Below are 25,881 nucleotides of genomic sequence, written 5' to 3'. Positions count from 1 at the left end.
ATGGATGGCAACTGGAGCCGTGCCCGTACGGATTAGAACCGCTACTCACTTTTCGTTAGAAAATTCCCACCGGGAGACCTCACATTGAGGAAGGACATTCCGTTCGCCGTGGGCGTTCGTGGCTTCTTCACTAACTTTCAAGTTAGGTAAATAGTTAATCTAAAATCCACACAGAAAGGACTGCCCGTCCTAGACTCGGTTGCTAGCTACACCCAACGGAACAGTCCTTTTCTGCCGGGTTACAAAAGTCATTCTTCTTGTAATTTTACTAAAATCAGTCAAATAGCAGACAATAGTAAAAATTCTAGCTTGAAACGGATTCGCTTTTTACTATAATTGCAGAAAATATTCCATTACATAAAAGAATCCTTTCTCAAACCAGTTTTTTTACTATTTTAACCATTTAAGGCTATTTAGGAAAACAGAACGCCCACGGCGGATAGAATGTCCTTCCGAGAATGTTTGTCGGAAGGTGGTGATATTTTCTCGAAAAGTATTGAACATCAGGGTGGAGCGAACAGGACGTTCGTGGCTTCACTTAATTTCGGGCATTCTCGCTTCAGTAGATTGCTTTCTTCCAGCATTTTTTCTATACTGGAGTCAAAGATCAGATCACGGAGGGATATATGGATAAAATACAGATGGGTACTTTTATCAGGGAACAGCGGGCAGTTCTCGGACTGACGCAGCAGCAGTTAGCGGAGCAATTGCATGTCACGAACAAGGCAGTCTCCCGCTGGGAAACGGGGAATGCCTACCCGGATATTGCTCTGCTGGATGATCTGGCGGCTGCATTATCGGTATCGGTCGAGGAACTGTGCCGCGGGGAGCGGATGGTCCTGCCTTCTGTGGACACCAATGCACTCCTCAGTGATGTGATCTGCGAAGCCCGCCAGCAGAAAAAAGACAGAGCTGCAAAATGGCTTCGCATCCTCTGTCTCAGTATTTTTACTGTAATCCTTCTTGCGTTTCTCTTCTTTACCGGTGCTTTCTATTTTATACAAAACGAAGTAAATTTAGACGAAGCACTCTTCACCCTGGCTTTAGGTGCCTTTGCCATCGGGCTTATGCTTTTCCGGTATGGAATTCCGAGCCTTCTGCTCGCCATCGCTTTGCCGCCGTTACTTCGCAAGAGACCCCGGAGGCTGGCAGAGACCATCGTCTGTATCCTGTTGTCGCTTCTGTCTGTGCTTTGGCTGATCTATGGCGGGCGTTTTCTCTGGTTGCAGTTATTCTAGTGTTTCCACTGCTTCGCTCAATCTTTGCATCCGCTGATAGTAGTATAGAATAAACATCCAAAGATTTTATTTCTATTATTTTCCAAACAGTGTGCTCAGAATACCTCTCTTGATGACCTGGGCTCCGGTGTTGATGAGCTGACGCTCAATCTGGGCCTGTCGGCGTTCCGCTGCCTTTTCCTTCTTTTTCTGGGCAGCTTCCCACTCCTTCTGTTTCTGCTTCACAGCGGATTCCTGGAGCTTTGCCTGCTGCTTCGCCAAAGCTTCCTTGTCCTTCTCCAGCTGGGCGCGCTCTGCTGCCAGCTGTTGTGCCTTTGCCTCGTGTTCTATGGTGTCTGTCAGTACTTCGTAGGCGGAAATATTGTCCACTGCTTCATCGTAGCGTCCCATGCCGTCCCGCGCCATCAGGCTCCGGCGCTCCGTCTCGTCCACCGGTCCCATAAAGCTCTGAGGACAGATGATGGAGGTACGCTGGGCGATACCGGGCACGCCGTTCTCATCTAAGAAGGATGTCAGCGCTTCTCCCACACCTAACTCCATGATGACTTCCTCTGCCTTAAAATCCGGGTTGGCCCGCAGAGACTGTGCTGCCGCCCGGACAGCCTTCTGCTCCGCAGGGGTATACGCCCGGAGGGCATGCTGTACCTGGTTGCTTAACTGCGCCAGTACGGAATCAGGGATATCACTGGGGCTCTGGGTCACGAAATAGATACCCACACCCTTGGAGCGGATCAGCTTCACCACCTGCTCGATCTTCTGCACCAGTACTTTCGGTGCATCGGCGAACAGTAGATGTGCCTCATCGAAGAAAAATACCAGCTTCGGCTTCTCCAGATCTCCCGCCTCGGGAAGCTTTTCGAACAGTTCCGACATCATCCATAACAGGAAGCTGGCATATAACGTAGGATTCTGCACCAGCTTTACACAATTCAGCACATTGACGATACCTTTGCCGTACACATCCGTACGCATCCAGTCATAAATATCCAGATCCGGTTCTCCGAAAAAGAGGTCTCCGCCCTGATTCTCCAGAGGCAGTAACGCCCGCAGAATACCTCCCACGGACTGCTTGGAGATACTTCCGTAGGTGGTCAGATAGTCATCCTTGTGTTCTGCCACATAATTCAGCAAAATACGCAGATCCTTTAAGTCGATCAATAAAAGTCCCTTGTCATCCGCGATCCGGAAGACAATATTTAGTACTCCTTCCTGCGCGGCGGTGAGCCCCAGGATACGGGATAACAGCTCCGGTCCCATATCGGAGATGGTGGCTCTCACGGGATGTCCGCCCTCCTGATAGATATCCCAGAAACAGACCGGATAAGCCTTATAGGAAAAGCTGTCACGGATACCGAATTTATTAATTCTCTTGTCCATGGACTCCGAAGCCACACCCGCCGTGGCAATGCCGGAGACATCTCCCTTGACATCACATAAAAATACCGGAACTCCCGCGTCCGAAAATGATTCCGCCATAGCTTTCATAGTAATGGTCTTGCCGGTGCCGCTGGCTCCCGCGATCAGTCCATGACGGTTACTCATATTTAGCTGCATATTCACACGCCGGCCATCTGCCAGTCCCATATAGATCTGTCCGTCTGTATACATTGTTTCGTTCCTGTCCTTTCCTGTTTATAGATTTATATGCCGAATTATGATCATCTTTACTATATCGCATAAACAAGATATAATGCAACTATATCCTTCCGTAAGGAATTTTGAAAGGAGTTTTATTTTGCAAAACAAAGGATTACATTGTTCTATTTTCCCACCGGATCTCAGTGCTCTGACGCTGCATATCCTCGCTATGGCGTTCATGTTCTGTGATCACCTGTGGGCTACCCTCGCCGGAGATGCCTGGTGGCTGACCGGCATCGGCAGACTGGCGTTCCCCATGTTCGCCTTTTTCCTGGTGGAAGGCTTCTTCCATACCCACGATAAGAAAAAGTATTGCGGACGCCTGCTTCTTCTGGCCATTCTGTCTGAGCTTCCCATCAATCTGATGTACAGCGGGCTGTTATTCTACCCATTTCATCAGAACGTGATCTGGACACTGCTCACAGGCTTCCTGTGTATCTGGGCAATTGATACCCTACGGAAAAAATGGCCGGTCTGGCTGTGGATTCCGTCGATCCTGCTGCTATCTGCAGTGGGCTACGTGCTGGCAACCCTCCTCATGTTCGACTATTACGGGGAAGGCGTTCTGACTGTTATCGTATTCTATCTCTTCCATGGGAAAAAATGGTGGCAGCTTGCCGGACAGTTTGCCGGACTCTACTGGATCAATGTCATGCTGTTGGCAGGAATGCAGATTCCGTTGCAGCTTTTCGGTCATGCCTTCGAGATTTCAGAACAGGGCTTGGCGCTGTTGTGTCTGCCGCTTCTGTGGTGCTACCATGGACGTCAGGGCGCGCATAGCCGTAAGATCCAGATTGCCTGCTATGCCTTTTATCCGGTGCACATGTTGGTACTGGGGATTCTGTCAAAGCTGATTTTTAGTTAAAACGATAGCATTGACAGAAATCCTATTCCCCAAAGCAAAAACCTCCCGATGGAATCACATTCCACCGGGAGGTTTTTTGAATCCTATTAGTATTGTTTTACCTGTTCTTCCCCGTTCATGACACGCAGAGCTCCCTGAGCCAGAGCTAACAGCTCGTCCTCACCGGGATATACGGTCACAGGAGCGATCCAGCCGCATCTCTCTTTCAGCTTAGCCACTACGTCCTCACCATAAGCAATACCACCGGTGATAACGATCTGGTCTACCTTGCCGTTCAGCACACAAGCCATAGCACCGATGTCCTTGGCTACCTGTAACAGGAATGCCTGCTTCACCTCCGCTGCCTTGGCATCGCCTTCATTGGCACGCTTGGTAACTTCACGCATATCGTTGGTACCCAGGTAAGAATTCAGGCCGCCCTTGCCGATCAGCTTTGCACTGATCTCCTTCTCGGTATATTTTCCGGAGAAGCACATTTTTACCAGTGCTGCACAAGGTACACCGCCTGCACGCTCCGGAGAAAATGCACCATCACCGTCAAATGCACTGAAGACATCTACAACCTTGCCGTCCTCATGTGCGCCTACGGATACACCGCCGCCCATGTGCACAACTACCAGACGTAAGGACTCATAAGGCTTGCCGGCCTCTTTTGCATATCTCTTGGCAACTGCCTTCTGGTTCAGGGCATGGAAGATACTTCCTCTGGGGATCTCTTCCAGACCGGAATATCTTGCGATGGGCATCAGCTCATCTACTACAACGGGGTCTACGATGTAAGAGGGAACGCCGATCTCATCACCGATCTCTCTTGCCAGAATACCGCCTAAATTAGAAGCATGCTGACCCTGCACACCTACTTTTAAATCCTCCAGCAGATCATCGGTTACCGCATAGGTACCACTGGGGATGGGCTTTAACAGACCTCCACGTCCTACGATCACGTTGAAGCTCTTCAGAGCGCAGTTTTTTTCTGCCAGCAGATCGGTAATGATCTTCTTACGGAAATCCTTCTGTTCGAAAATAGTATCGTATTTGGAGATCTCTTCGGTAGAATGTCTCAGGGTTTCTTCAAATAATAAGTTCTCATCCTCAAATACACCGATCTTGGTGGAGGTGGAACCGGGGTTGATGATCAGACTCTTAATTGCCATTGTGTGTTTCCTCCTATATTCACTCTTATATTCGCTCTTATGCTTTACCGCTTTGTCCACTACAGCATCTATGCCTGCCGACAGCAGTTCACCCGCAGCTTCCACCGCGGCTTCTATCACGATATCCATAGCTTATTTCTGATTCTTTTTCATCTCTTCTGCTACAACTGCTGCCAGTGCCAGGGAGTATACCTTAGTCTCGAAGGTATCGGAACGGCTGGTCAGGACAACCGGCACCTTGGTACCGGTCAGGATGCATCCGTTCTTTACTTTTACCATATGTACGATTGCCTTGTATACCAGGTTGCCGGCATGGATATCCGGGAACAGCAATACATCAGCATCACCCTGGATCTTACGGTCGGTTGCGCCCTTATGCTTGGCTGCCTGGGGATCGATCGCCAGGTCAAGAGACAGCGGGCCGTCTACGATACAGCCGGGGATCTGTCCTTCTTCGCACATCTTAGTCAGTTCTGCCGCATCTACGGTAACGGGCATCTTGGGATTTACAACCTCAACTGCTGCTAAAGGTGCTACCTTGGGCTCTGCAACGCCACAGGCATTACATACCGGAATGGTGTTCTTGATGATCTGAACCTTCTCCTCCAGTGTAGGATAGGTCATGAATGCAACATCGGTCAGGAACAGAAGTCTGTCAATGCCGGGGATCTCAAATACGCATACATGAGACAGGGTTCCACCGGTACGAAGACCTACTTCTTTGTTCAGTACACTCTTTAAGAAGTTCTTGGAGTCGATCAGACCCTTCATATACATATCTGCACGGCCGTCATGTGCCAGCTTTACAGCTTTCAGGGAGGCTTCGATCATATCCGGCTCATTGATGATCTCATAATCGGAGAGATCCATATTCAGTCCGGCTGCGATCTCACGAATCTTCGCCTCATCACCTACCAGGATTGCATCTGCAATGCCCAGTCTCTTGGCTTCATGTACAGCTTCCAGTACCGCACTGTCCTGTGCTACGGAGACTGCAACAGTCTTCTTCCCACATTCTTTTACTTTTGCTACGATGTCATCAAAATTCATTTTCTTCCATATCCTTTCTGCCCCTTCTCAAGGCTTCCAGCAGCCACAGCCATTCGCAAAATCGTGCGATAAATCGTACTCTCCGCTGCTTTGCAGCTATTTTTGTTCATATCTGTGCCGGTGACTCTAATCGTTAAAATAATAACACAGTAATATATAAAAATCAAGTGCATACGCGGATACATGCAAAAAAGCCACCTCTAAACGAGGTGGCTGATCTCTGTCAGGGACGGGACGCAGGCATATAAACATTTTTTGAGTTCCGCATCCGGCTGCGTCTGATCCGGCACCATGACGACCCTGCAGCCTGCACGGTAAGCACTTAAGACACCGTTAGGAGAATCCTCCACCGCCACGCATTGCTTGGGTGACAACCCCAATTGTTTGCAAGCGTAGAGATAAATGTCCGGAGACGGCTTACCTTCCTCTACCATGGTAGCACAGATCAATTTTTCAAAGTAAGATCTGATTCCTGTAAGCGTCAGATATTTTTCGGTCCGCTCCAGATCCGTTGCCGTGGCAACAGCTGTGGTAATGTGTCTCTTTTTTAGATCTTTCAGAAGTTCCACAGCACCGGGCTTGCATTTGATGCCATCCCGGTCCAGTGCTTCCTCCATCAATTCTTTTCGTTTATTCCGCACGGCATAATAATCAAATTCCTCGCCGTACCAGTCCTTAAGCTGTCTGGGGGCAAAAGGCCTTCCAAGACTGCGCATCGTCAGTGCCTGCTCATCCGTCATCGTATAGCCGTAAGCCTCCACTGCCTTCGGCCAGAAAATACGGTAATATTTTTCGGTATCGATCAACGTACCATCCATATCAAAAATAACTGCCTGGATCATAACTGTCCCTCTGTATCATCCATCTGCCCGGCGTGCTCCGCTGTTTCTGTATTTTCTGCGGCGTTATCCTCTGTCCGATCACTGTCTGCACTGCCTGAAGCTTTTTGGTTTTTTTTGTCACGCTTTTCCTGTCTACGCTTTTTCCTGCGTTTTGCCATCTTTTTCACAAGTAATACAATCAGCAGTATTCCCACAGCTACTCCGATGATGCCAATTACGATCATCCGGGTATGGCTGCCTTCTGCCTCCGCGATGCGGAAGCTGCCGGGTACCTCCATGGTGAACTGTCTGTAGCTGCCGATCACCGTAGATTCCACTTCTTGGTATTCGCCATCCTGGTCTACCCAAACTACAGTATTGTCGGCATCCTCACAGTAGACACGTAAGCTTGCTTCTCCGGTATAGTCCGGTGCGTCTTCTTTCATGGAGTTGGTCATGGAGACCTTGTATGTGTCACCCTCTATCTGCAGATGCAATGCAGCATTCGGATAGAAGTTACCCTCTGCCATGACCAGAGGTTTGTTGGCATCATTTTTCTCTGCGGAAGCAATGGATGCGATCCACTCCTGATACTCCGCTTCCAGTACGCGATTGCCGGTAATGTAACTAAAATCATAATCCGGCCATACACCGTAATAGCCTTCCTTCTCCGGTACTTCCGGAATCTGATCTGCAGACAGATGGTCTCCATAATTACATTTATAGGAAGCCACTTCCTCGCCATCTGCCAGGAAAGTAATCGTAAACTGCGAAAAAGCTTCCGGAACTCCATCCTTTGCGCAAAGTTCCTGATAGGACAACGGTGTTGCTCCGCCCTGGTAACCGATGCCGTCTACACCGCCGACACCGCCTTCTACATAATAATTGCCGTACAGGCTGCCGTCATCACTAACTTTACCTGCAATGCTGCCCTGATTTTCTCCGGACATATCCAGATCATTGTATGCATAACTGTAAAAAATATCGCAGCCTTCTCCGGCGATACCGCCGATATTATTTTTACCGGTGATCCTGCCCATGCTATAGCAGCTGCGGATCGCATAGCTGGCAGATCCGGCAATACCACCCACATCACTGCCTCCGGTACTTTCGATGGGTGCATAGGATTCACAGGAGATAATTGCTCCGTATTCCGCCTTGCCGACGATACCTCCCACGTTATCTTTTTTACCGGTGATATCACCGAAATTGCGACTGTCTCTTACGACTGCCTTGATGGTCTGCTCCACATCGAAGCTCTCCGTTCCGGTCAAGGTAATGTCATCCTCCGGGTCAAAATCATATTCCGTTGCCACCTGTCCGACGATACCGCCGACATTGGTATCCGCCTCTACCGTACCACGATTTACACACAGTGTGACTTTACCTTTTTGGAAGCTGGAGGTGTCATATAATGCTTCTTCGGTTCTCTCAGGTTCTGCCTCACCAGCCTCAGCATCAGGATCTCCGGGGTTCACTTCCCCCTTGCTGGCGGATTCATCCGAAGTATCCTCCACAGAAATCCCCTCGTATCGGAAGAGATCATCGCGGATCTCGCTGACCAGTTTCCGCAATACCCTCGCCTGATCCATCAGCTCATCCATATGTGCGCTGGTATTGTCTGACCCTGCCTGTAATACATCTCCCAACTGACCCAGCTGGTCAAAGGCTTTATCCAGGCTCTGCTTCAGTGTATCCAGATTATTCTTAATACCACCACTGCGGTCCGTGGATGCACTAACCATATTATCCAGATGCTTCGTGGCATTTTCACCAAACTTTTTCAGAGCTGTTTTATAACTCTCTGTATCATCCGGTACAGAGATCGTAATATCACCTCCGCTCAGATCATTGCCGCTCAGCGTGATATCGTGTCTGTTGCCGTTATTTTTATCGTTCTCTGCCTGTTTGTTCAGGTCATTATTCAAAACCTTCAGGTCATTGCTGACACCGTTCAGTTCCTGATTATAAATATACCACAAGTCATTCGTGGTTCCGGTAAGGGAATTTCCCGCGCTATTGGCATCCTTCAGATTCGTACTGATACTTTTGGTCAGCGCAGATGCCTGTCTGCTGTAATTGCTGAAATCTTTCTGTGTCGCATCCAGCATATCCAGGAACTTATCTGTCTCTGTGTCCAGTTCTTTCAGTTTATCACTAAGATACTGGATCTCCAGAAAAGGCTCCATCTGGCCTACGATGCCGCCGACATCTTTTCTGCCCTGTACGAAACCTGTATTGGTGCAATTCTGCAGATAACCCTGATGCAGCCTGCCGACGATACCACCGGTGTTGTAACCCACATGCTGGTAACCAATGGCTCCTGAATTGGAGCAGTAATAGATCTTACCATCAGAGATGCCTGCGATACCGCCGGTATCCGTATGAGCAGCCACATTGGAAGTACTGTTGATCTGCTCCAGATTGTCCATGGTAATATCATCCAGTTCATAAGTCACTTCTGTGCTGTAGGTATTGATGCTGCCACTGTTGCTGCAGTTATTTAAGATTCCGTGATTGTTACCGACAATACCGCCTGCAGAATGGTTGCCAATAACATTTGCATTGGATTCACATCTGCGGATCTCGCCGGTCTCTTCATTCACACCCGCAATGCCACCGACTTCATTATCACCGATCACATTACCGGAAAACTTACAATTCTCAATGCTGCCGTAATTCACCCCGACGATACCGCCGACCTGATTCTGGCTTCCTGAGGGAGATATTTCTCCGCTCACCGTGAGATTACGTACTTTGGCGCCTTCCTGCACATAACGGAAAAGACCTGCCGCAGAACCATTCCCCGTAAGCTTTACATTGGAGATCGTAAAACTATTACCATCAAAAATTCCCGCAAATGTTGGGATACTGAATTCACTTTCCATACTCAGAACGATGTCGTTGCGCAGCACTACTTTGATACCTCTGGACCAGCTGTCCAGCACACATTTCTCCGCAAGCCTGCGCAGATCCTCCTCCGTGCTGATCTCTACAATTGCATAATCCTGCTCCTGCGCGGTGCTGCTATAACCGCTGCCGCCCTTATATTGTTCATAGGTTAACGTCTCTTCCGCATAAGCGGTTGCCGGTGTCTGCAGCAGTAATGCTGCTCCCAGCAGGAAACATAATAATCTCTTACTGTTCATCTTCTGTTCCCTCGCTTTCTGCTGTATGATTTGTACCTGACTCATCCCCCTGCTCCAGGGTCACGACATCCTTGGGGCGCACCACTGCTCCCATCTCACCGTCGATGACACCGATGAAATCACCTTCCAGCACACCATTGACATAACCCTTGATATGACCGTTCATCCGGATCCTTCCGGCAGAAGGCAGCGGCTTCGCCAGATCACGCTTTAAGGTAAATGCCGTCTTCTGAATAATGATATCTCCGATCAGCAGCGTCTGGGGCAATGCCAGCAGCACCAGTAAAATAGATGTCAGGGTACCACGTCCCAGCGCCAGTCCGATCGCTGCTACCGCTGCGTTGGAAGATACATAACTGATAATGAATCCGGCAGCCACCAGCATGGAACCACTGGTAACAATCGTGGGGAACGCCTGGTTCAGTGCCTCAATGGCAGCTTCTTTGATCGGCATGTACGTCTTCAGATCCATATAACGGCTGGTGATAACGATAGCGTAGTCGATCGTCGCGCCCATCTGGATCGCGGATACTACCAGATATCCCAGGAAGTATACATTTTCACTCAACAGATATGGCAGTGAGAAGTTCATCCAGATACTACCCTGAATCGTTACTACCAATAGTACCGGCAAGCCGGCAGACTGGAAAGTGAACAACAGGATGATCATAACGAACAATGCCGTCAGTACAGTGATGATCGTATTATCTGTTGCGAAGGAATCCCCCAGATCCTTATCACTGGTGGCATTTCCGACTAACAGGATATCATCTATATTATAGAACTTCGCCACGGTATTGCGTATCTGATCCAGTGCAGCGCTGGTCTCTTCTCCTTCATAAGGTACATTCAGTTCCAGAACGAAACGAGAATTATCTTCTCCCAACAACTGATCCTTTGCAATCATGATCTTGGAATGTGCGTCCGATAAAGTCTCCTCCAGATCATCATCCAGCGTGATGTTGCCGCTTTCTTTCTGATCATAAATGAACAGGAACATATCGATAAAAGGCACTTCGTAATCGTTGACACCGCTGACCAGAGCCCCGTAATCACTCTGATCCAGGGCATATGCCGAATACAGCATATCCGCCACTTCCACATCCAGATCGATCAACTCTGCAAATTGTCTGGGATTCAGTTTGTCGGTCAGCATGTAACCATCCATAGCTTCAATATTGCCAAGTCCCTGAACGGATTTCACCACATCTAACTTTTCCAGTGCCTTCAGGGTCTGTGCCTCTTTTTCATAATCACCGTTGGGCACAATGACCGCCAGCTGATTCACCATGTCAAATTCCTTATTGACCATGCTGACTGAGAATTTATTCTCGCTCATACTGCTGGATTCCAGTGTATTTACATCATATACATAATTCGCCTTGTTGGACAGAAAAAATGCTGCAATAACACCCACGATCAGTACCGGAGGTACAATGTAACGGGTAGCCACACAGAATTTTCCCACTGCCGTGATCTTCGGTACGAAGCTCTTATGATGCGTGTTGTCAATTGCCTTAGAAAAGGTAAGCAGCAGTCCCGGCATCAGGAAGAATACCGCTACCATACTGAAAATAATGGATTTCGCCAGGATAATACCCATATCGTAACCAATTCTGAACTGCATGAACATCATGGCTACCATACCTGAGATCGTGGTCAGGGAGCTGGAAGAAATCTCCGGGATTGCCTTACTCAAAGCCACTATTACAGCCTCTCTGGCATCCTTGTCCTCATGCTCCTCCATAAAACGGTGTGCCAAAATGATGGCATAGTCTACTGCCAGACCTAACTGCAGCACCACTGCGATAGAGTTCGTCACAAAGCTGATAGTACCGAACCAGTAGTTCGTTCCTTTATTTAAAATAGCTGCCACGATAAATGTGGTCAGATATACCGGGATCTCCGCGTAAGTTGTGGAAGTAAATAGCAGCACGGCTACGATAACCACAGCTGCCAGAAGCAGAATAACGATCATATCATTATTCAGGTCATCCGCATCACGCTCTTCCTGACCGATATCTGAAGAATAATAAACATCATAATCAGACAGGGCATCCAGTACCTCAGTCAGATGCTGCTGTGTGGCTTCCGTATCCGCTTCCTCATCAAAAGTGACAGACAATAAAGCCTCCATGTCATGATAATGGTCCTCAGTGTCATCGAAATCCAGCATACTGACACCATCCATTTTTTCCACCTGATCCGCCAGCTTCTGTGCCTCATCAAAAGTCTCATTACAGATCAGGATCCGGGCGGAACCGTAGGTCGTAAACTCCGAATCCATCAGATCCAGTCCCCTTCTGGTCTCTGTCGTATCCGGCAGATATGTGGTCAGGTCATTATTTACTTTGACCTTATTCATGGATAATACGCAAAATATGCATAAAACAATAAAGATCAGATAGAATCCTTTTCGTTTATCTACGATAAGCGTGGCAAGCTTCATCATAAAGGAGTTATCTTTTTTGTCTTTTTCTGTGTTGTCTGCTGCCATAGTTTCCTCCTGCTGTATCTCTTTTTGTACCCTTATTTTATGTATCTGTTTTGTATGTTTCTAGTTTAAAATGTTTTTCCTGGTCTGTAAAGCATTACTACAAAAATGAGAAAATGTATTACTGTCATTTAATGAACTCGTGTTGATTTTCTAACACAAGCAAAATATAATAATGAGAAAGAAAAAGCAAGCTACAAATTGTGTTTATATGTCTGTTTTTGAACATTGCATTGATTTGTGTTCATTGTTTTAGAAAAAATTCAGATTTGCATTAGATACGTATTATATATTATGATCATTTCCCGGAAAGGATGGAGAATTGCCGTATGGAAAAAATGGATCGCCGCGTGCGCAAAACCCGCGCCCTGTTGCTGCAGGGATTAGTCAAAATGATGGAAAACCACGATATTCAAGATATTTCCGTCAAAGAACTCACAGAGCTGGTAGATATCAATCGCGGAACCTTCTATCTGCATTATGATGATATCTACGATATGCTCCATAAAGTGGAAGATGAAATGTTCCGGGAGTTCAATGAGATCATGGAGCAGGAACCGGTAGGTACTTCCACATTGTCCTCTGACGGTCTTCTGTTAGAGTTCTTCCGCTTCTTAGACCGCCACAGAGATCTCGCCAGAGTCATGATCGGTCCCCATGGAGATCTCACCTTCGTTAACCGCCTGAAGGACCAGATCAAAAAGCGCACTCTCCGCTTTCTGGAAAGTGCGCAATCCGATGCTAATTATGAATATCTCTGTTCCTTCATCATTACCGGTTGTGTCGGTGTCGTAGAGACCTGGCTGAAAGAGACCACTCCCCAGTCTCCGGAAGAAATGGCAGGGCTTCTGGGCACCATGCTTATGCGGCAGCTTACTTTTGTTCCGGATCCTGCATAGACTGTCCCAGCTGGGTCGGCTCCGGCATACCTACACTTAAAGAGGTCACGATATCGCCATCCAGGAAGAAAGATACGGTGTCGCCTACCTGTAGATCATCCAGTGTGGCATCCGCTCCGTCAATCGTGATGATCGTATCATCATTGACCGTAATAGTCATGGTATCACCGCTGAGGGTTAATGTCATCTCATCTAACATATCTTTCTCAGGTTTCTGACCGTCCGGGGCTTCTCCGGTAGGTTTTTCGCCGTTCGGTGCCTGAGCATCAGACTTTTCCCCACTGGGTACCTCACCAGCAGGTGCTTCTCCATTAGGAGTGCCTCCGTTGCCGTCAAGAGCCTGACCGTCAGGCTTTTCACCACTGGGTGCCTCACCATCTGGGGCCTCCGGCTTCTCTGCCAGCGCAATGGAGATCACATTGCCGTCAATAGCAGTGATCTGACCGAGATAAGATTCCACCTTCTCTTCACCTGATTCTGTTGCCGTACTTTGCTCCACCGTGCTCTGTTCCGTCGTGCTCTCCGGCGCGATCGTCTCCTTCTGTTCTGCTGATTCACTTGCTGCGCTCTCCGTGCCCGCAGATGTCGTTCCTCCGCATGCTGTAAATCCGGTCATCATCATGGCAGCAGTCAACACTGCGCACATTACTTTTGTATTCACCTGGGGTAAATTCCATCTTCTCATCTTCTCATTCCTCCTGTTCCATTCATTCCTTGAAAAAACTTGTGAATATTTACTTCCCCTTATCTGCCTCTTATGATAAAGGTCATCTGCGAAGGAATTGTGAGAAAAATGTGGTGATTCTGTGAATTTTTCAGGTATGACATTTCTGTCATGTGTACTATGTTGGAAGTGTCAGCTTACGTGTCGATTCTTCCGTTTTGTTGTAAATATCGAAGAAATGCAGTACAGCCTTCCAGGACATCATTGTAGGTCGTCCCAAACTCTCCCGTGTACCACGGATCCGAAATGTCCCGCTCCGAACCGGCATAGGATAAGAGCATGGCTACTTTCCCATCCGGATCTCCGCCGAACATCCGTAGCATGTTACGGATATTTGCACTGTCCATACCGATCAGATAATCATATTCCGCATAATCTGCCTTCGTTACCTGCCTGGCCCGCTTCCCCTCGCAGGAAATCCCGTGTCTGGCAAGCTCTGCCTTCGCCGGCGGATAGACCGGGTTCCCGATGCCATTCCAAATCTCCTCCGTGCTGGTGGCAGCGGAAGCAATCTGGAAGTGATCAGCGAGATTCGCGTCGGATACCAATTTTTTCATAACAAATTCTGCCATGGGGGAACGACAGATGTTGCCGTGGCAGATGAAAAGCACTCTAATCATAAAATTCTCCTGTTCTGAAATGCCCTGTAATGCCGAGTTTTGCGTTGGTTTATCGGCTTTTCCGGGCATCATCTTTTTTCTTGTTTATAACTACACTTTTTGCAAAATAATGCAAAACGGAGCAATTCAATGCCTTGTGTAGTAGTCAAATCGTAGTCAGTTAAGGGGGTTCAGACTACGGATAGGGGTGTGCATTATTTAACAAAAGGGTGTGCTGAAATCAACACACCTTATTTTTATCATTTCTTGTTCTCACAATAAATTATGAATGTTCTCTTTGATATCATTAATAACAGCATAATTATCATGAACGAAAAAATATATACACATATAGTTAAAATTAGTTTTGCTTTCTCGTCACCCGTAATAATAATTGCTATCGAAAGAATAGATGCAATCAAGGAAAGAATATTTGATGTCATAATAGAAACAAATGTTTCACCGACTACCTGTTTTTCAATTTCATTATCACAATCAAGTTTTCCAACCAAAATAGCTGCAAAGCCAAATAATACAGTGAATACAAATGCAAATACTGTTGTCAAAACCCCTGCTAGTGTATCGTCAATTATACTTCCGAATCCAAACGTAATAATGACTGATAAAACAATCGGGAAAAATATAAAACAAACAATATCCCAAACCGATATCTTATCTGTCTTTGCGTTTTTGAAAACTTGTAATTGTTTTATTAATACTGACAATATCCTTACTTTCTTATTTCCAAAGAGCATCATACACACAATTACCATAGCCATCACAATTAATATAATCTTACTTGGCATACTACACCTCCTCAGATTCTATTATATCCTTATAATAGTCGTCAGCCAATTTTGTAAGTTCTCCTACAAAATCATGTGAAAACCTACAGGCCTCATGAAGGGCATTTGATATATCATGAGCTCCCATAATACTTTCAAACTCATTCCACTTTACCTTTTTATAACGATTTCCAAGTCGAAGTTTAATCTCCGCATCATTATAATCATCGGAATCCTTTAACTCCGCTTTAATTTGAGCAAACGCCTCCGCCTGATCTATTTTACCTGCTTGCATATTCTTAAATACACCTAGTATTTTTTTGTTTTCACTAGCCTCAAGATTTAGTCCCAAATCTCGGATAATATTTTTCTTTTTTGATCCTTTTATATTGTCCGCAACATCAGAAGATTTATCATGCTTAACAAACTGTAATGTGATTTTTGTTGCTGTTGCATCCTTGAGCCCATCTGCCATTGGAATAATCAATTCCATTTCCAGTTTCAAACCTTCCGATTTGATAGCTTTATTAGCAGTTTCTAAAAACACGCTCTTACATCCAGAACCATTTTGTCTATGAAAAATAGCATATAGACCATCTTGGCTCTCATAAATAAAAACATGATGCTCATATAGTGCTGCAGAATCAGAACCAAAATCATACTTTTTCCCAGAGTTTCTTTTTACTACTGTGACAGGTTTTCCTTGCTTTCCAGCACTAGGAACAAGATGCCACATTTTTAACCCCTTTTTTTCTTTTTCTGATATTTTATCTTCATCTAAAATAATTGCTCTATCTGTATTCTCACCAATTGCCAAATTTTTCGTATATGTTTGATAAACATCAATAAAATCGGAAAAAGAATATTCCGGATCTTTTCCCTCTTTTATAGCTTCCCTCTGTTTTTCAAGTAAAGGATTATTTCTCTGAAGATAACTAAATTTACATTTATACGCTGTAAGAGTCTCAATCTTTGCCATTTCATCAACCTTCCTAATGTGTTTTTTACTTATTTTCTTCTCTTGTCTCGCTGTTCTCTATTTCCTTAAGAGAATGTCCATCTTCATCCTTCCAGCTTGTCAAACCATTTGCGCTCTTGCCAATCACAAACATAGCAGCATATGATGGACTGGAAAACAAAACATCTTCTTGAAGAACGCCCTCAACAATACTTACCTTTCGTCTCTGCTCTTTAAGTACTGTTGGAATTGTATCATCATCTTCCACAGCAATGCGACTACCTTGTAGCACAACAAAGCCCTCAGAAGTGCGTATTCCATCTGCTTCAACTTTACCCAATCCTTTGATAGTTCTTTCCAAATGCAGATTCAAATCCTCCAAGTTCTTTTTTCCTCTACTATCGTTAGCAAAAGTTACAGGCTTATTTAATGGTTCAAGAACCTTATATCCTAAAGCACTGATAAGCGTTTTTACATTATCCACAAACTCTTCCATAACAGCAATCTGTGATTCCTTCATAACCGTATTCTTATATGTATTCTTTGTAAGTACGGTATACCTTTTGCATACTCTTGCAATCTCAACAAAACGATTTTCAAGATATCGAATCAGTGCTTTGTTTAAATCTCTGCCAATGAATATTACGGCAGTTGTCCAATAATACTTTTCTTTTTCAGCCTGATAATCTCTAAGATGCTGAACTAATCTTTCTTTTACATTCTCAGCTTCTCCAATATAAACTGAATCAGAGCCATCATCTTCCTTGCAAAAAAGGAAATAAACACCTGCTTGTGTGATATCTTCTCTGTTACATGAAGCTACCTCAATCCTAGGTATCTTTATTGCCTTGCCATTCCAGTTTGATAACTCTGCTGTTATCAAACTATCTGCACTTCCATTTACAAGAAATAATTCTATTGATTTACCATATGACATTTTGTTCATCCTCACATTTGTTAAATTTCAATTTCATCTCGCAGATAAAATAATGTAAGCCTATACTAATTTTATCGGCAATTTTACTATCAACAAACACATCGTTGTATATTCTAAAATCCAAAGGTACCTAGGACTCGCTCAAATGCCAATAACAACTCATAGTATTATTTCTCATACTTTATCGTTCAAAAATGGTTATAAAATCCTCAAGTTATATTATATCAGCCAAGGCATATTTTTACCAGTCAAAAAGGCACCCAAGCTATAAGCCTGAGTGCCACAAATCTATATCAATATTCTATTATCAAACCACCTTGAACATATTCTGTTTCAAAGGCTTATCGTCCTTGTCCGAAAGTCCCATCTCTTTTCTTGCATTTTCCAAGAGCCAGATAATTAAGAGCCTCGGCACATTCAGATGCAGAAAACGCTGTCTCAGAACCCATCTTCTTTGCAAGTTCGGACAGCGTTTTCATTGTATTTACAGATTGCCCGTCAACCGTTGACATGGAATCTTTTGTAATTCCCATTGTTGCCTGCACCTGTGACATGGCAGACTCAAAATTGGCTGCCGTAGTAACTGATGCAGTTCCTAGCGCAGTAACCCCGGCTGTAACGGGTAAAAGTTTCTGTCCGGCAGAAGAAATGTTATCTCCTGTGGTCTTTAACTTTTCTCCGGCTGATGCTATCTTCTGAACTGCGGTTGCTGACTGGTTTGCCTGTGTTTCAAGATTTTTTAAGTCCTGTTCCGTTTCTACGATTTCTCTCTGAAGGGCATCGTACTGTTCTTGGGAGATTTCTCCATTGGCAAGTGCTGTGTTAGCCTGTTCTGCTGCAGTTTTTAATGTTGCCAGTTTTTCTTTGGTTTCACTGACAGCCTCTGCAAGCAGCTTATGTTTCTGTGCTAAAAGTTCCGTATTACCAGGATCCAGTTTCAGCAGTTTATTTACATCCTTAAGCTGTGACTGGGTAGACTTAATCTGTCCGTTCACACCCTTAAGGGCATTCTGCAATTTGGTTGTATCTCCACCAATCTCTACGATAATACCCTGTATTCTGCTTGCCATAGGTTTCCTCCTCTCTCCTAAATTTAGGCATAAAAAATGCCCGGATTTCTCCGAGCATGAAAAAAGCACCAACTCTATATGCGAATTGATGCTTATTAGTTAAAATATAATATCTGTTCTGTCTATAAGTGAAATAATATTTTGCGGTTTCATGTAATAATCTATGTGTTCCGGCTTAGATATTTCTACATCACTTAATAGTCTGTGAATATAATTTTCTTTTCTTTTATCTGATGAAGTAAGTTTACTCTCATCTAACGGAGGAATTTCCATTTTGTTAGCTTCGGAAAATGTTTTCATTATCTCAATCCAAACACTACTTGATAACAATATTGCAAATGAATCTTCTATCCAATACTCGATTTTTGTTTTTCGAAGATTTCGTCCTATCTCTTTTACAGCAAAATATGGTGCAATGTCTTCTATGCCAATCCATATATCAGCGAAACAATAATCATAAACTCCATCTTCAATATTGCGAAGATACTCAACTGCATCAGCTTTTACAATCGTAATTTTATCTTTGTTTTCGAACTGAGACAAAATACATTTTTCAAATAAATCAATTACACTCTGCTCCAATTCAATTATGGTAATTGACTCAACATCTTCTTTTATGGATGCCATATAAGCAAAATATCCCATTCCACATCCAAGAGTAAGTACTTTTCCTTTTGCATTTTTTATTGGTTTCTCCATTGTAAACACTTCATTAGGCGACACCGACATCCAAGTGCTATTGATACTTTTTTGGAAGATAACTGGATACTTAAACTCTTCTGTAAAGCAACTTACTCGTGGTATGTCAACGCAAAGTTCATCAATTCGCTTTGGAATATTATAAATATCCAATTCATAAGGACTCAAATCATGATATCTCAATTCATAATCGCCATTTGATTGATTAGCAAAATCAATGTTTTTTATATACGAATTTTTATTAAATTCTGCTACATCAAACACTTTACTCTCTGCTGCAATCCATTTCATAAAGAATTCCATTACTTCTGGTTGAGGCTCTAGGTATGGTCCAACCATTGCTTCTATCATAAGCAACATCATCACTCTATCAACAGAATACTCCGGCATTTCCTTTTGTATCACTATAGCTTCTTTCCTTAGTGCATCTGGATCCTCTGGAACAATTGAATTTGCTGCAATGTTATTTGTAATAATCACATTAACCATAGATGATACTTCTTTTATCTGCATTATCTGCATAAGTTTCTCAGCTATTCGTCTTGTATTTGAAACTTTCAAGCAATCAACTCCTAACAGTTTTTTTCTATTTTACCATTAGGAGTCTTAGTTTTCCATCAAAATCTATCGAAGTCTTCCTGTGTTGCCAGTTCCTTATATCCCTTATAATCATCATTCCCGTGCCTTAAACCTGTTATGGCACATTAAGATTGTTCTGCGATACTTGTCATTAGAATGTTCCGGTTTTGCTCCGTAGAATGCTCCACACTTGCTTCTTAAATTCTTCAAAATTAATATTGGCACCATTTTTTGTTATTCGCATCCATTCAGCATTATCTTGTGAAGACAAATCCACTAGCAACTGTTTTATATTAGTAAAATCCTCTCTTTCATCATCATTATACTTATTATCATCAATTTGCTCTGTTGTAGAAGACTTTACTATATTTGTCTTAAAACCTGAACGTGCTTTTGAATATGATATGCCATAATGCCTAATATCTTCTAAATCATTATTAATGGTTTCTCTATTATTATTTTTATTAGAATAAATCCCCTTTTTCTCTCCTGTTTTTAGTGACTCTCTTTGATGAAAACCTAATTTATGGTTATCTTGATCTCCGTAATATATTCTGAAATCATCATCTTCAATTTTATACTCAATATAATCAAACGGGGTAACAGCTCCCAAATTCAAAAACTCACTTATTGTATCTAAAATTGTAGTTTTTCCAGTACCATTTTCTCCTGCTAAAATTATTGTATTATATATTTTCCCATTATCCTTTGTAAAATCTAGTTCAAGATTTCCCAACACAGAATGATTTTTCCATTTAATTTTTGATATCATATTTTTCCTCCTAAAATTAGTCTTTCTGAAAATCATAATAAATATGTTTTTTATCCGCATACCGTATTATTTCACTGCTCATATATTGATTACATTTATTGCCTATAATTATTCTTGATGTTGTCATCCCGAACTCTGTAAGTGGTTTGGCAATTCCTTTATACCCCCTTCGCTCCTTTATATTGTATTCAACACGTCCTCCGTTAAACTCTGCAAGATCATACGGACAATATAATATTCTTACCTCTTTCTCCCGAGTCGAGTCGAGTCTAGCATTCAAATTATATGAATTTTTAACAACCCAAGGAATAATGGATAATGCCATCCCCTCATTTTTTATTGCCTCAATAATCATCTGCGTAAAATCAATTGCGCTTTTATCACAATACTCAACCGGATACAAAAAGTCATAATCTCCAACATTATATTCTACGCAAACACCATTGCCTCCAGCTGCATACTCTCTCCACATATAATCTTCATATGAATATGTAAGAGAAAAAACGTCATACATCTCTGTGAGATAATTAGTGATTAACTTTATGTAATCTTTACTGCAACCCGTTTTGCTAACAACTTCCTCTATTTTGTAATTAATTTGGAACTCAGTGTCATCATTTAGTGTCTTATAAAATGAAAACCATATCTTCTCTTCTTTTAATGTTTTTAACTTCATCTCACCATGTTCTTTAAATGATATAAATTTGTAAACCTTATTATCTTTTAGAAGCGTTTTTAAGTATTCTATTTTGTATGATGTGGCCAAATCTAGCTTATTTTTTAAATTTCCCATACGTGACAAATATTCATCATAAAATCCTATGTCATACATATAATCCCTCATTTCAATAAAATTAAACACATCTATTATATCGTCATTTCTACCACTTTTCCATAATAAAAACGCCCCAGCCTATGCCAGAGCGTCATCGTTCTACCATATTAAATCGCCTTAAACATCCTCTGCAACACCGGCTTCTCCCCTTGCGTCCGTTCCAGTTCCTTTCTGGCATTCTGCAGGTCCTCCAGCCGCTTCAATTCATCCTCTGCATCCTCAAGGCCCAGATGCGTATTTTTTATTTGTGCTTTTTATTTCCGCTACCAGTTCTTCATACTTACGTTCGTCAATGATATATTTCCGTTTAATCAATATATAAGCAGCTCCTATAGAAATTACCGGAACAGCTACAATTCCAAGACGCAGTATAAATCTTTGTCCGGCATCTGCTGTCTGGATAAATTTATCTGCCTGTACAATTACATTTTCCGAAGTAAGTTCTCCTGTACCAGCTTTTATTTCTAATCCGGATATTTTCTGACTGAATGCATAGATATTGCTTATAATCAGTATTAACGCAACAACCGCCTGATCAACCGCACTGGCCAGCTTTGTTGCAAAAGATCTTACTGCTGAGATAATACTGTCATGTCGTTCATGAAACCGGACTTCATCATACTCTATGGTATTATTTAACATGACAATCATCGTCATATTGAATGCTCCCTGCGAAAAGAAGATTAGAAAACCGATGACATTCAGTAAAACAACACTTTTGGGTAAAATGTAGCCTACACTCATAAAAAGCATATACCCAATGACTGTAATGATGGTAGCTGCAGTTATAATCTGATTTCGTGTGAATTTTGAGGAAAGCCACGCAAAAGATGCCTCTGATATCAGCGTTCCTAATCCATACATAATTGTAAACCAAAATACAAGGCTGCCACCTACAGAATATCCAAATTCAAAATAAAAGAAATTCATTCCAATCATAATCAGAAGACCATTTCCGATTTGGAATAATAAACATGCAATTCCAATCACTATCAACTGATCATTTCTCAGGAATATATGAAACATATCTTTTAATGACAGTGTTCTCTTCTTTTCCGGTCGTTTTCTCTCTTTTACTCCAAACATTGTAAGTAGCTGGAAACCAATAAAACAAAAAGCAATCACAATCGCAGCCGTCCGATATGCCATAATCGCATTTCCAGCTACCATATCAGGGAGCAGACCTGCAACAGAAAACTGTCCGATACAGATAAAAATTCCCTGTACGGTTACCAGCCAGTTCCGTTCTCCCGGATCTGATGTAAGACTCGGCAGCATTCCCCAATAGGCAATATCATTCATTGTGTAAGTCATTCCCCATAAAAGATATCCCACTCCAAAAAATGCAACAAATCCCCATCCTTCCGGCCTTACTGTAAACAAGCAGATAATTATCAGGCTGTTTAAAATTACTCCTATAAAAATCCAAGGTTTAAATTTTCCGGCTTTCAAATGCGAATTTTCAATAATAATTCCCATCATTGGATCATTAATGGCATCCCACAGCAGACACACTACCATAATTGCTGATATTACTGCATATTGGGCAACTGTCAGTTTCATCGTATATTGAATATATGTAAGAAGAAACATAGAGACGAGTGCATACGCCATATCTCTTCCGGTTGCTCCTATACAATAGCTCCATTTTGTGCGTTTATCCAATTTATTGTTTTCCATATACGACTCCCCTCTCTCTATTTCTTCAGCAGTCTTTTAAAAGCCTGCAAATATTTTTTATTTGCATTGTAAACTAACATATCGATTAACTTCGGAGTTGCAATTCCACCACTGGTTGCAATCAGTCCTTCCAGATTTCCTTCTTCGACTCCCATTTTTACCATTTTAAAGGCCGGGTCCCGCTCTGATTTTCCCCGAAGTATAATCTTAAGTCCGATATGTACGACTCCACGAACAAATTTTCCAAACATTGAGACATTTACCACATCCTGATAGGAATCGTAAACCGTATACTCTCCACGCTTTTTTTCTTTGTCATGTTTCGGTTCACCGCCTAATAGCTGATAAAATTGTTCTGCACTGATTTCCATTCCATGTGGCTGCTCTCTAAAATAATCCGGAAACAGTTCTCTTTCATTTCTAAAATAACTATTTCCTACTACTTCCATATTCGCCTTTAATTGCAAATCATGTACCGATGCTCCGATACAGATCTGATATTTGCCGCTTAACATGGAAAAGGCTTTTTTCTCTACATCATAGACGGAAAAACTTCTTTCATCCAGCTCTAGTATAACTTCTTTTTCTTCTCCCGGATGCAGATATATTTTTTGAAATCCCTTTAGTTCTATATGGCTTCTGATAACATCTGATTCAATCGGGCAGATATATAACTGTGCTATTTCTGCTCCACTCACTTTTCCGATATTTTTAATTTTAAAACGAATTTGTATCTTTCCACCACTATATACTTCCGGTACATTCAATTCCGAATAGGAAAAAGAAGTATAGGAAAGTCCATAACCAAACGGATATTTTACCGGAACATGGAATGTCTCATAGTAACGATAACCTACAAAAATGCTTTCCCTGTATTCTACATCATCATTCGGAGGTGCAAAATATCTCCATGCCGGAGTATCTTTTTCTGAAAACGGAATTGTCTCTGCCAATTTACCGGATGGATTCACCTCTCCACTGATTAAGTCAGCAACAGATTCCCCTACAGCCTGTCCTCCGAGGTACATGTGAAGAATTGCTCCTACATTCTTTTCAAAACTAAAATCCATAGGCGCACCACCGAAACTAATTGCTGCAATATGATCTTTTCCGACAGTTTCTGCAATTTCAGCCAACAGCTCTTCCTGATTTTGAGGGATTTTAAGATTTTTCCTGTCGTATCCTTCTCCTTCGTAAGATTCTGTAAGACCGATAAAATATAGAATCACACAATCCTTTTTTCTATATTCCTGTTTCAGTTTTTCTATCGTATCCTGTAGTTGCTTTTCTCCTAATTCTTCCTTTTCATTCTGATATCCCTGTATATAAGTTACCTGATATCCTTTTTCACGTATTGCTTCAATCGCATTTGTCATCTTCGTCGGCTGGATATGACTGCTCCCACCTCCCTGAAATCGCATCTGCCTGGCAAGCTCTCCAATAATGATTACCTTCTTCTCTTTTCCAATTGGCAAAACACTATTATTTTTCAAAAGCACTGCACTTTCATTTTCTAGTTTACGTGCCACCTGATTCTGTTCTTCCATATCTACCTCATAATTTTCTTCTATATTTTTATGAAGTGATACAAAATTCTGCAGAACATTCTTAGTCCAGTTATCCAGTTCCTGATCCGTAATCCGGCCATCCTTATACGCTTCTTTTAACACATCTGTGTGGAAGCCTTTCGGATCTGGCATTTCCAGTGTCAGACCATTTTTCATACAGCTTACAATATCATTTGCTGCTCCCCAATCCGACACCACACCACCTTGATATTTCCATTCTTTTCTCAGAACATCTGTCAGTAAGTATTTATTTCTTGCTCCAAATTCGCCATTAATCCTGTTGTATGAAGCCATTACAGAAGTCGGTTTTGCTTTTTTCACAACTTCTTCAAAAGCCGACAGATATATTTCCCTAAGAGTTCTTTCATCAATCTGGCTATTGGATGTCATTCGTCTTGTTTCCTGTGAATTAACAGCATAATGCTTTAAGCTCGTACCTATTCCAAGACTCTGTACACCTTCGATGTATCCCGTTGCCAGCTTTCCTGTCAAATACGGATCTTCACTGAAATATTCAAAATTTCTTCCGCATAAAGGAGAACGCTTGATATTGATTCCGCAGCCTAGCACAATGGATATCTGCTCTTTTTTTGCTTCTTTCGCAATCGCTTCACCCATCTTTTTAACAATAGCAGGATTCCAACTGCAGGCTATTGCACTTGCAGTTGGAAAACAGGTTGCTGGCTTACTGGTTTCAATATCCCCAACCTTTTCCTGCTCCAGTTTTCGAATCCCATGTGGTCCGTCTGTCATCATAATAGAGGGGATTTTTCCATTACAGTCATAAGTATGCCAGTCACCAACACCGCCTAAAAGCCGGATTTTTTCATCTATTGTTAACTGTTCACATATTTTATCAATGTTCATGGTTTATCCCCTCTTTCAAAGTCCATATCTAATGCCAATATTCTGTCGAAGTTGTTATCCATTGTGATTCATCTCTGCTCTACTTTAAATCGTGTCCTATCTGACAATGTCGTATTTCGAACAATTGCATTAAAAGTGTTATATGTGAGATACTTGCTATCCTGGTCAAAAAGAATATATTCTCCCAAGTCAGATGCTTTAAAGTAGAATGTCATTCCACTATCGGCTGTATCTGCCTGCGCTTCATATCCAGCTTCATATCCAGCTTTATTTCCAAGCAAGTATTTCCCATTACTGATAGACTTGATTTTAAAATAATGGTTGGCCAGTGAATAAATACTTTGTTCCGAAGAACTTTCTGTTGCTGCATAACAATTACTTGGATATGCAAAACCACCGACAGAAGTTCCAACTAACAACATTGCCAGTAAAAAATTACTTCTTTTCGTTTCATAGCATCTATCTCCTCTCTTTTAATCTCTTAATTGCATTTTATCTAT

At 42.8% G+C, this 25,881-nt stretch carries 20 protein-coding genes and 1 pseudogene; 3 read left to right on the top strand and 18 right to left on the bottom strand.

Annotated features, from left to right (window positions below; translation table 11 throughout):
* The first annotated feature begins 626 nt into the window (after positions 1-626).
* Positions 627-1,238 (top strand): helix-turn-helix domain-containing protein, encoded by a 612-nt coding sequence (locus ACTRDR_RS07545; protein ID WP_440526727.1) that lies wholly within the window; start codon positions 627-629, stop codon positions 1,236-1,238.
* A gap of 75 nt (positions 1,239-1,313) precedes the next feature.
* Here ACTRDR_RS07545 and ACTRDR_RS07540 read toward each other — a convergent pair whose 3' ends face one another.
* Complete coding sequence (locus tag ACTRDR_RS07540) at positions 1,314-2,846, bottom strand: helicase HerA-like domain-containing protein (protein WP_440526726.1); 1,533 nt, start codon at positions 2,844-2,846, stop codon at positions 1,314-1,316.
* 127 nt (positions 2,847-2,973) lie between these two features.
* Between ACTRDR_RS07540 and ACTRDR_RS07535 the strand changes: the two genes are divergently transcribed.
* Complete coding sequence (locus ACTRDR_RS07535; RefSeq protein ID WP_440526725.1) at positions 2,974-3,741, top strand: TraX family protein; 768 nt, start codon at positions 2,974-2,976, stop codon at positions 3,739-3,741.
* 86 nt (positions 3,742-3,827) lie between these two features.
* On the opposite strand, the gene buk is transcribed toward ACTRDR_RS07535, so the two are convergent.
* From buk to ACTRDR_RS07510, 5 genes are all read right to left on the bottom strand, one after another.
* Positions 3,828-4,895, bottom strand: a complete 1,068-nt coding sequence (buk, locus tag ACTRDR_RS07530; RefSeq protein ID WP_440526730.1) for a butyrate kinase — start codon at positions 4,893-4,895, stop codon at positions 3,828-3,830.
* Between the two features lie 132 nt (positions 4,896-5,027).
* Positions 5,028-5,945, bottom strand: coding sequence for a phosphate butyryltransferase (ptb, locus tag ACTRDR_RS07525; protein WP_440526724.1), 918 nt, complete (start codon positions 5,943-5,945; stop codon positions 5,028-5,030).
* 200 nt (positions 5,946-6,145) lie between these two features.
* Positions 6,146-6,787: an HAD family hydrolase gene (locus ACTRDR_RS07520; protein ID WP_440526723.1), complete on the bottom strand. Its 642-nt coding sequence runs from the start codon at positions 6,785-6,787 to the stop codon at positions 6,146-6,148.
* On the bottom strand, positions 6,784-9,960 hold the full coding sequence (locus ACTRDR_RS07515; RefSeq protein WP_440526722.1) for a right-handed parallel beta-helix repeat-containing protein: 3,177 nt from the start codon (positions 9,958-9,960) through the stop codon (positions 6,784-6,786). The genes ACTRDR_RS07520 and ACTRDR_RS07515 overlap by 4 nt, the downstream gene beginning before the upstream one ends.
* Positions 9,905-12,412, bottom strand: a complete 2,508-nt coding sequence (locus ACTRDR_RS07510; protein WP_440526721.1) for an efflux RND transporter permease subunit — start codon at positions 12,410-12,412, stop codon at positions 9,905-9,907. The genes ACTRDR_RS07515 and ACTRDR_RS07510 overlap by 56 nt, the downstream gene beginning before the upstream one ends.
* Positions 12,413-12,738: 326 nt before the next feature.
* On the opposite strand from ACTRDR_RS07510, the gene ACTRDR_RS07505 reads away from it, so the two are divergent.
* A complete protein-coding gene (locus ACTRDR_RS07505; protein WP_440526720.1) occupies positions 12,739-13,308 on the top strand; it encodes a TetR-like C-terminal domain-containing protein in 570 nt (189 codons plus the stop codon).
* Here ACTRDR_RS07505 and ACTRDR_RS07500 read toward each other — a convergent pair.
* The 12 genes and pseudogenes from ACTRDR_RS07500 to ACTRDR_RS07445 all read right to left on the bottom strand — a co-directional run bounded on the left by ACTRDR_RS07500 (position 13,283) and on the right by ACTRDR_RS07445 (position 25,803).
* Entirely contained in the window at positions 13,283-13,993 is a 711-nt protein-coding gene (locus tag ACTRDR_RS07500; RefSeq protein ID WP_440526719.1) for a hypothetical protein, read from the bottom strand. The two genes, ACTRDR_RS07505 and ACTRDR_RS07500, sit on opposite strands and share 26 nt — an antisense overlap.
* 176 nt (positions 13,994-14,169) lie before the next feature.
* The gene (locus tag ACTRDR_RS07495; protein WP_440526718.1) at positions 14,170-14,652 is read right to left on the bottom strand and encodes a low molecular weight protein-tyrosine-phosphatase; all 483 of its coding nucleotides are present in this window, start codon (positions 14,650-14,652) and stop codon (positions 14,170-14,172) included.
* 239 nt (positions 14,653-14,891) lie between these two features.
* Positions 14,892-15,437 (bottom strand): hypothetical protein, encoded by a 546-nt coding sequence (locus tag ACTRDR_RS07490; RefSeq protein WP_440526717.1) that lies wholly within the window; start codon positions 15,435-15,437, stop codon positions 14,892-14,894.
* A gap of 1 nt (position 15,438) precedes the next feature.
* Positions 15,439-16,395: a hypothetical protein gene (locus ACTRDR_RS07485; protein WP_440526716.1), complete on the bottom strand. Its 957-nt coding sequence runs from the start codon at positions 16,393-16,395 to the stop codon at positions 15,439-15,441.
* A 25-nt stretch (positions 16,396-16,420) separates the two neighbouring features.
* Entirely contained in the window at positions 16,421-17,311 is an 891-nt protein-coding gene (locus ACTRDR_RS07480) for a GIY-YIG nuclease family protein (RefSeq protein ID WP_040332140.1), read from the bottom strand.
* Between the two features lie 386 nt (positions 17,312-17,697).
* Positions 17,698-18,381: pseudogene (locus ACTRDR_RS07475) on the bottom strand (phage tail tape measure protein); the annotation flags it as partial.
* Between the two features lie 99 nt (positions 18,382-18,480).
* Entirely contained in the window at positions 18,481-19,641 is a 1,161-nt protein-coding gene (locus ACTRDR_RS07470) for a hypothetical protein (RefSeq protein ID WP_440526715.1), read from the bottom strand.
* Between the two features lie 169 nt (positions 19,642-19,810).
* The gene (locus ACTRDR_RS07465) at positions 19,811-20,431 is read right to left on the bottom strand and encodes an AAA family ATPase (RefSeq protein ID WP_440526714.1); all 621 of its coding nucleotides are present in this window, start codon (positions 20,429-20,431) and stop codon (positions 19,811-19,813) included.
* A 16-nt stretch (positions 20,432-20,447) separates the two neighbouring features.
* Positions 20,448-21,263, bottom strand: coding sequence for a hypothetical protein (locus tag ACTRDR_RS07460; RefSeq protein WP_440526713.1), 816 nt, complete (start codon positions 21,261-21,263; stop codon positions 20,448-20,450).
* A 222-nt stretch (positions 21,264-21,485) separates the two neighbouring features.
* Complete coding sequence (locus ACTRDR_RS07455) at positions 21,486-22,946, bottom strand: MFS transporter (RefSeq protein ID WP_440526712.1); 1,461 nt, start codon at positions 22,944-22,946, stop codon at positions 21,486-21,488.
* 17 nt (positions 22,947-22,963) lie between these two features.
* Positions 22,964-25,381 carry a glycoside hydrolase family 3 C-terminal domain-containing protein gene (locus ACTRDR_RS07450; RefSeq protein ID WP_440526711.1) on the bottom strand — a complete coding sequence of 806 codons (2,418 nt, stop codon included), beginning with the start codon at positions 25,379-25,381 and terminating at the stop codon, positions 22,964-22,966.
* A 68-nt stretch (positions 25,382-25,449) separates the two neighbouring features.
* Positions 25,450-25,803 carry a hypothetical protein gene (locus ACTRDR_RS07445; protein WP_440526710.1) on the bottom strand — a complete coding sequence of 118 codons (354 nt, stop codon included), beginning with the start codon at positions 25,801-25,803 and terminating at the stop codon, positions 25,450-25,452.
* Between the last annotated feature and the right edge of the window lie 78 nt (positions 25,804-25,881).

Source organism: Simiaoa sp., from assembly GCF_051972595.1.
Classification (GTDB): domain Bacteria; phylum Bacillota; class Clostridia; order Lachnospirales; family Lachnospiraceae; genus Acetatifactor; species Acetatifactor hominis.
This window is presented reverse-complemented; position numbering and strand designations above follow the sequence as displayed.

What these genes read in the sequence shown, in the direction of transcription:
- ACTRDR_RS07545 (WP_440526727.1), top strand. Translation starts at nt 627, where the DNA reads ATGGATAAAATACAGATGGGTACTTTTATCAGGGAACAGCGGGCAGTT.
- ACTRDR_RS07540 (WP_440526726.1), bottom strand. Translation starts at nt 2,846, where the DNA reads ATGTATACAGACGGACAGATCTATATGGGACTGGCAGATGGCCGGCGT.
- buk (WP_440526730.1), bottom strand. Translation starts at nt 4,895, where the DNA reads ATGGCAATTAAGAGTCTGATCATCAACCCCGGTTCCACCTCCACCAAG.
- ptb (WP_440526724.1), bottom strand. Translation starts at nt 5,945, where the DNA reads ATGAATTTTGATGACATCGTAGCAAAAGTAAAAGAATGTGGGAAGAAG.
- ACTRDR_RS07520 (WP_440526723.1), bottom strand. Translation starts at nt 6,787, where the DNA reads ATGATCCAGGCAGTTATTTTTGATATGGATGGTACGTTGATCGATACC.
- ACTRDR_RS07515 (WP_440526722.1), bottom strand. Translation starts at nt 9,960, where the DNA reads ATGAGTCAGGTACAAATCATACAGCAGAAAGCGAGGGAACAGAAGATG.
- ACTRDR_RS07510 (WP_440526721.1), bottom strand. Translation starts at nt 12,412, where the DNA reads ATGGCAGCAGACAACACAGAAAAAGACAAAAAAGATAACTCCTTTATG.
- ACTRDR_RS07505 (WP_440526720.1), top strand. Translation starts at nt 12,739, where the DNA reads ATGGAAAAAATGGATCGCCGCGTGCGCAAAACCCGCGCCCTGTTGCTG.
- ACTRDR_RS07500 (WP_440526719.1), bottom strand. Translation starts at nt 13,993, where the DNA reads ATGAGAAGATGGAATTTACCCCAGGTGAATACAAAAGTAATGTGCGCA.
- ACTRDR_RS07495 (WP_440526718.1), bottom strand. Translation starts at nt 14,652, where the DNA reads ATGATTAGAGTGCTTTTCATCTGCCACGGCAACATCTGTCGTTCCCCC.
- ACTRDR_RS07490 (WP_440526717.1), bottom strand. Translation starts at nt 15,437, where the DNA reads ATGCCAAGTAAGATTATATTAATTGTGATGGCTATGGTAATTGTGTGT.
- ACTRDR_RS07485 (WP_440526716.1), bottom strand. Translation starts at nt 16,395, where the DNA reads ATGGCAAAGATTGAGACTCTTACAGCGTATAAATGTAAATTTAGTTAT.
- ACTRDR_RS07480 (WP_040332140.1), bottom strand. Translation starts at nt 17,311, where the DNA reads ATGTCATATGGTAAATCAATAGAATTATTTCTTGTAAATGGAAGTGCA.
- ACTRDR_RS07465 (WP_440526714.1), bottom strand. Translation starts at nt 20,431, where the DNA reads ATGATATCAAAAATTAAATGGAAAAATCATTCTGTGTTGGGAAATCTT.
- ACTRDR_RS07460 (WP_440526713.1), bottom strand. Translation starts at nt 21,263, where the DNA reads ATGTATGACATAGGATTTTATGATGAATATTTGTCACGTATGGGAAAT.
- ACTRDR_RS07455 (WP_440526712.1), bottom strand. Translation starts at nt 22,946, where the DNA reads ATGGAAAACAATAAATTGGATAAACGCACAAAATGGAGCTATTGTATA.
- ACTRDR_RS07450 (WP_440526711.1), bottom strand. Translation starts at nt 25,381, where the DNA reads ATGAACATTGATAAAATATGTGAACAGTTAACAATAGATGAAAAAATC.
- ACTRDR_RS07445 (WP_440526710.1), bottom strand. Translation starts at nt 25,803, where the DNA reads ATGTTGTTAGTTGGAACTTCTGTCGGTGGTTTTGCATATCCAAGTAAT.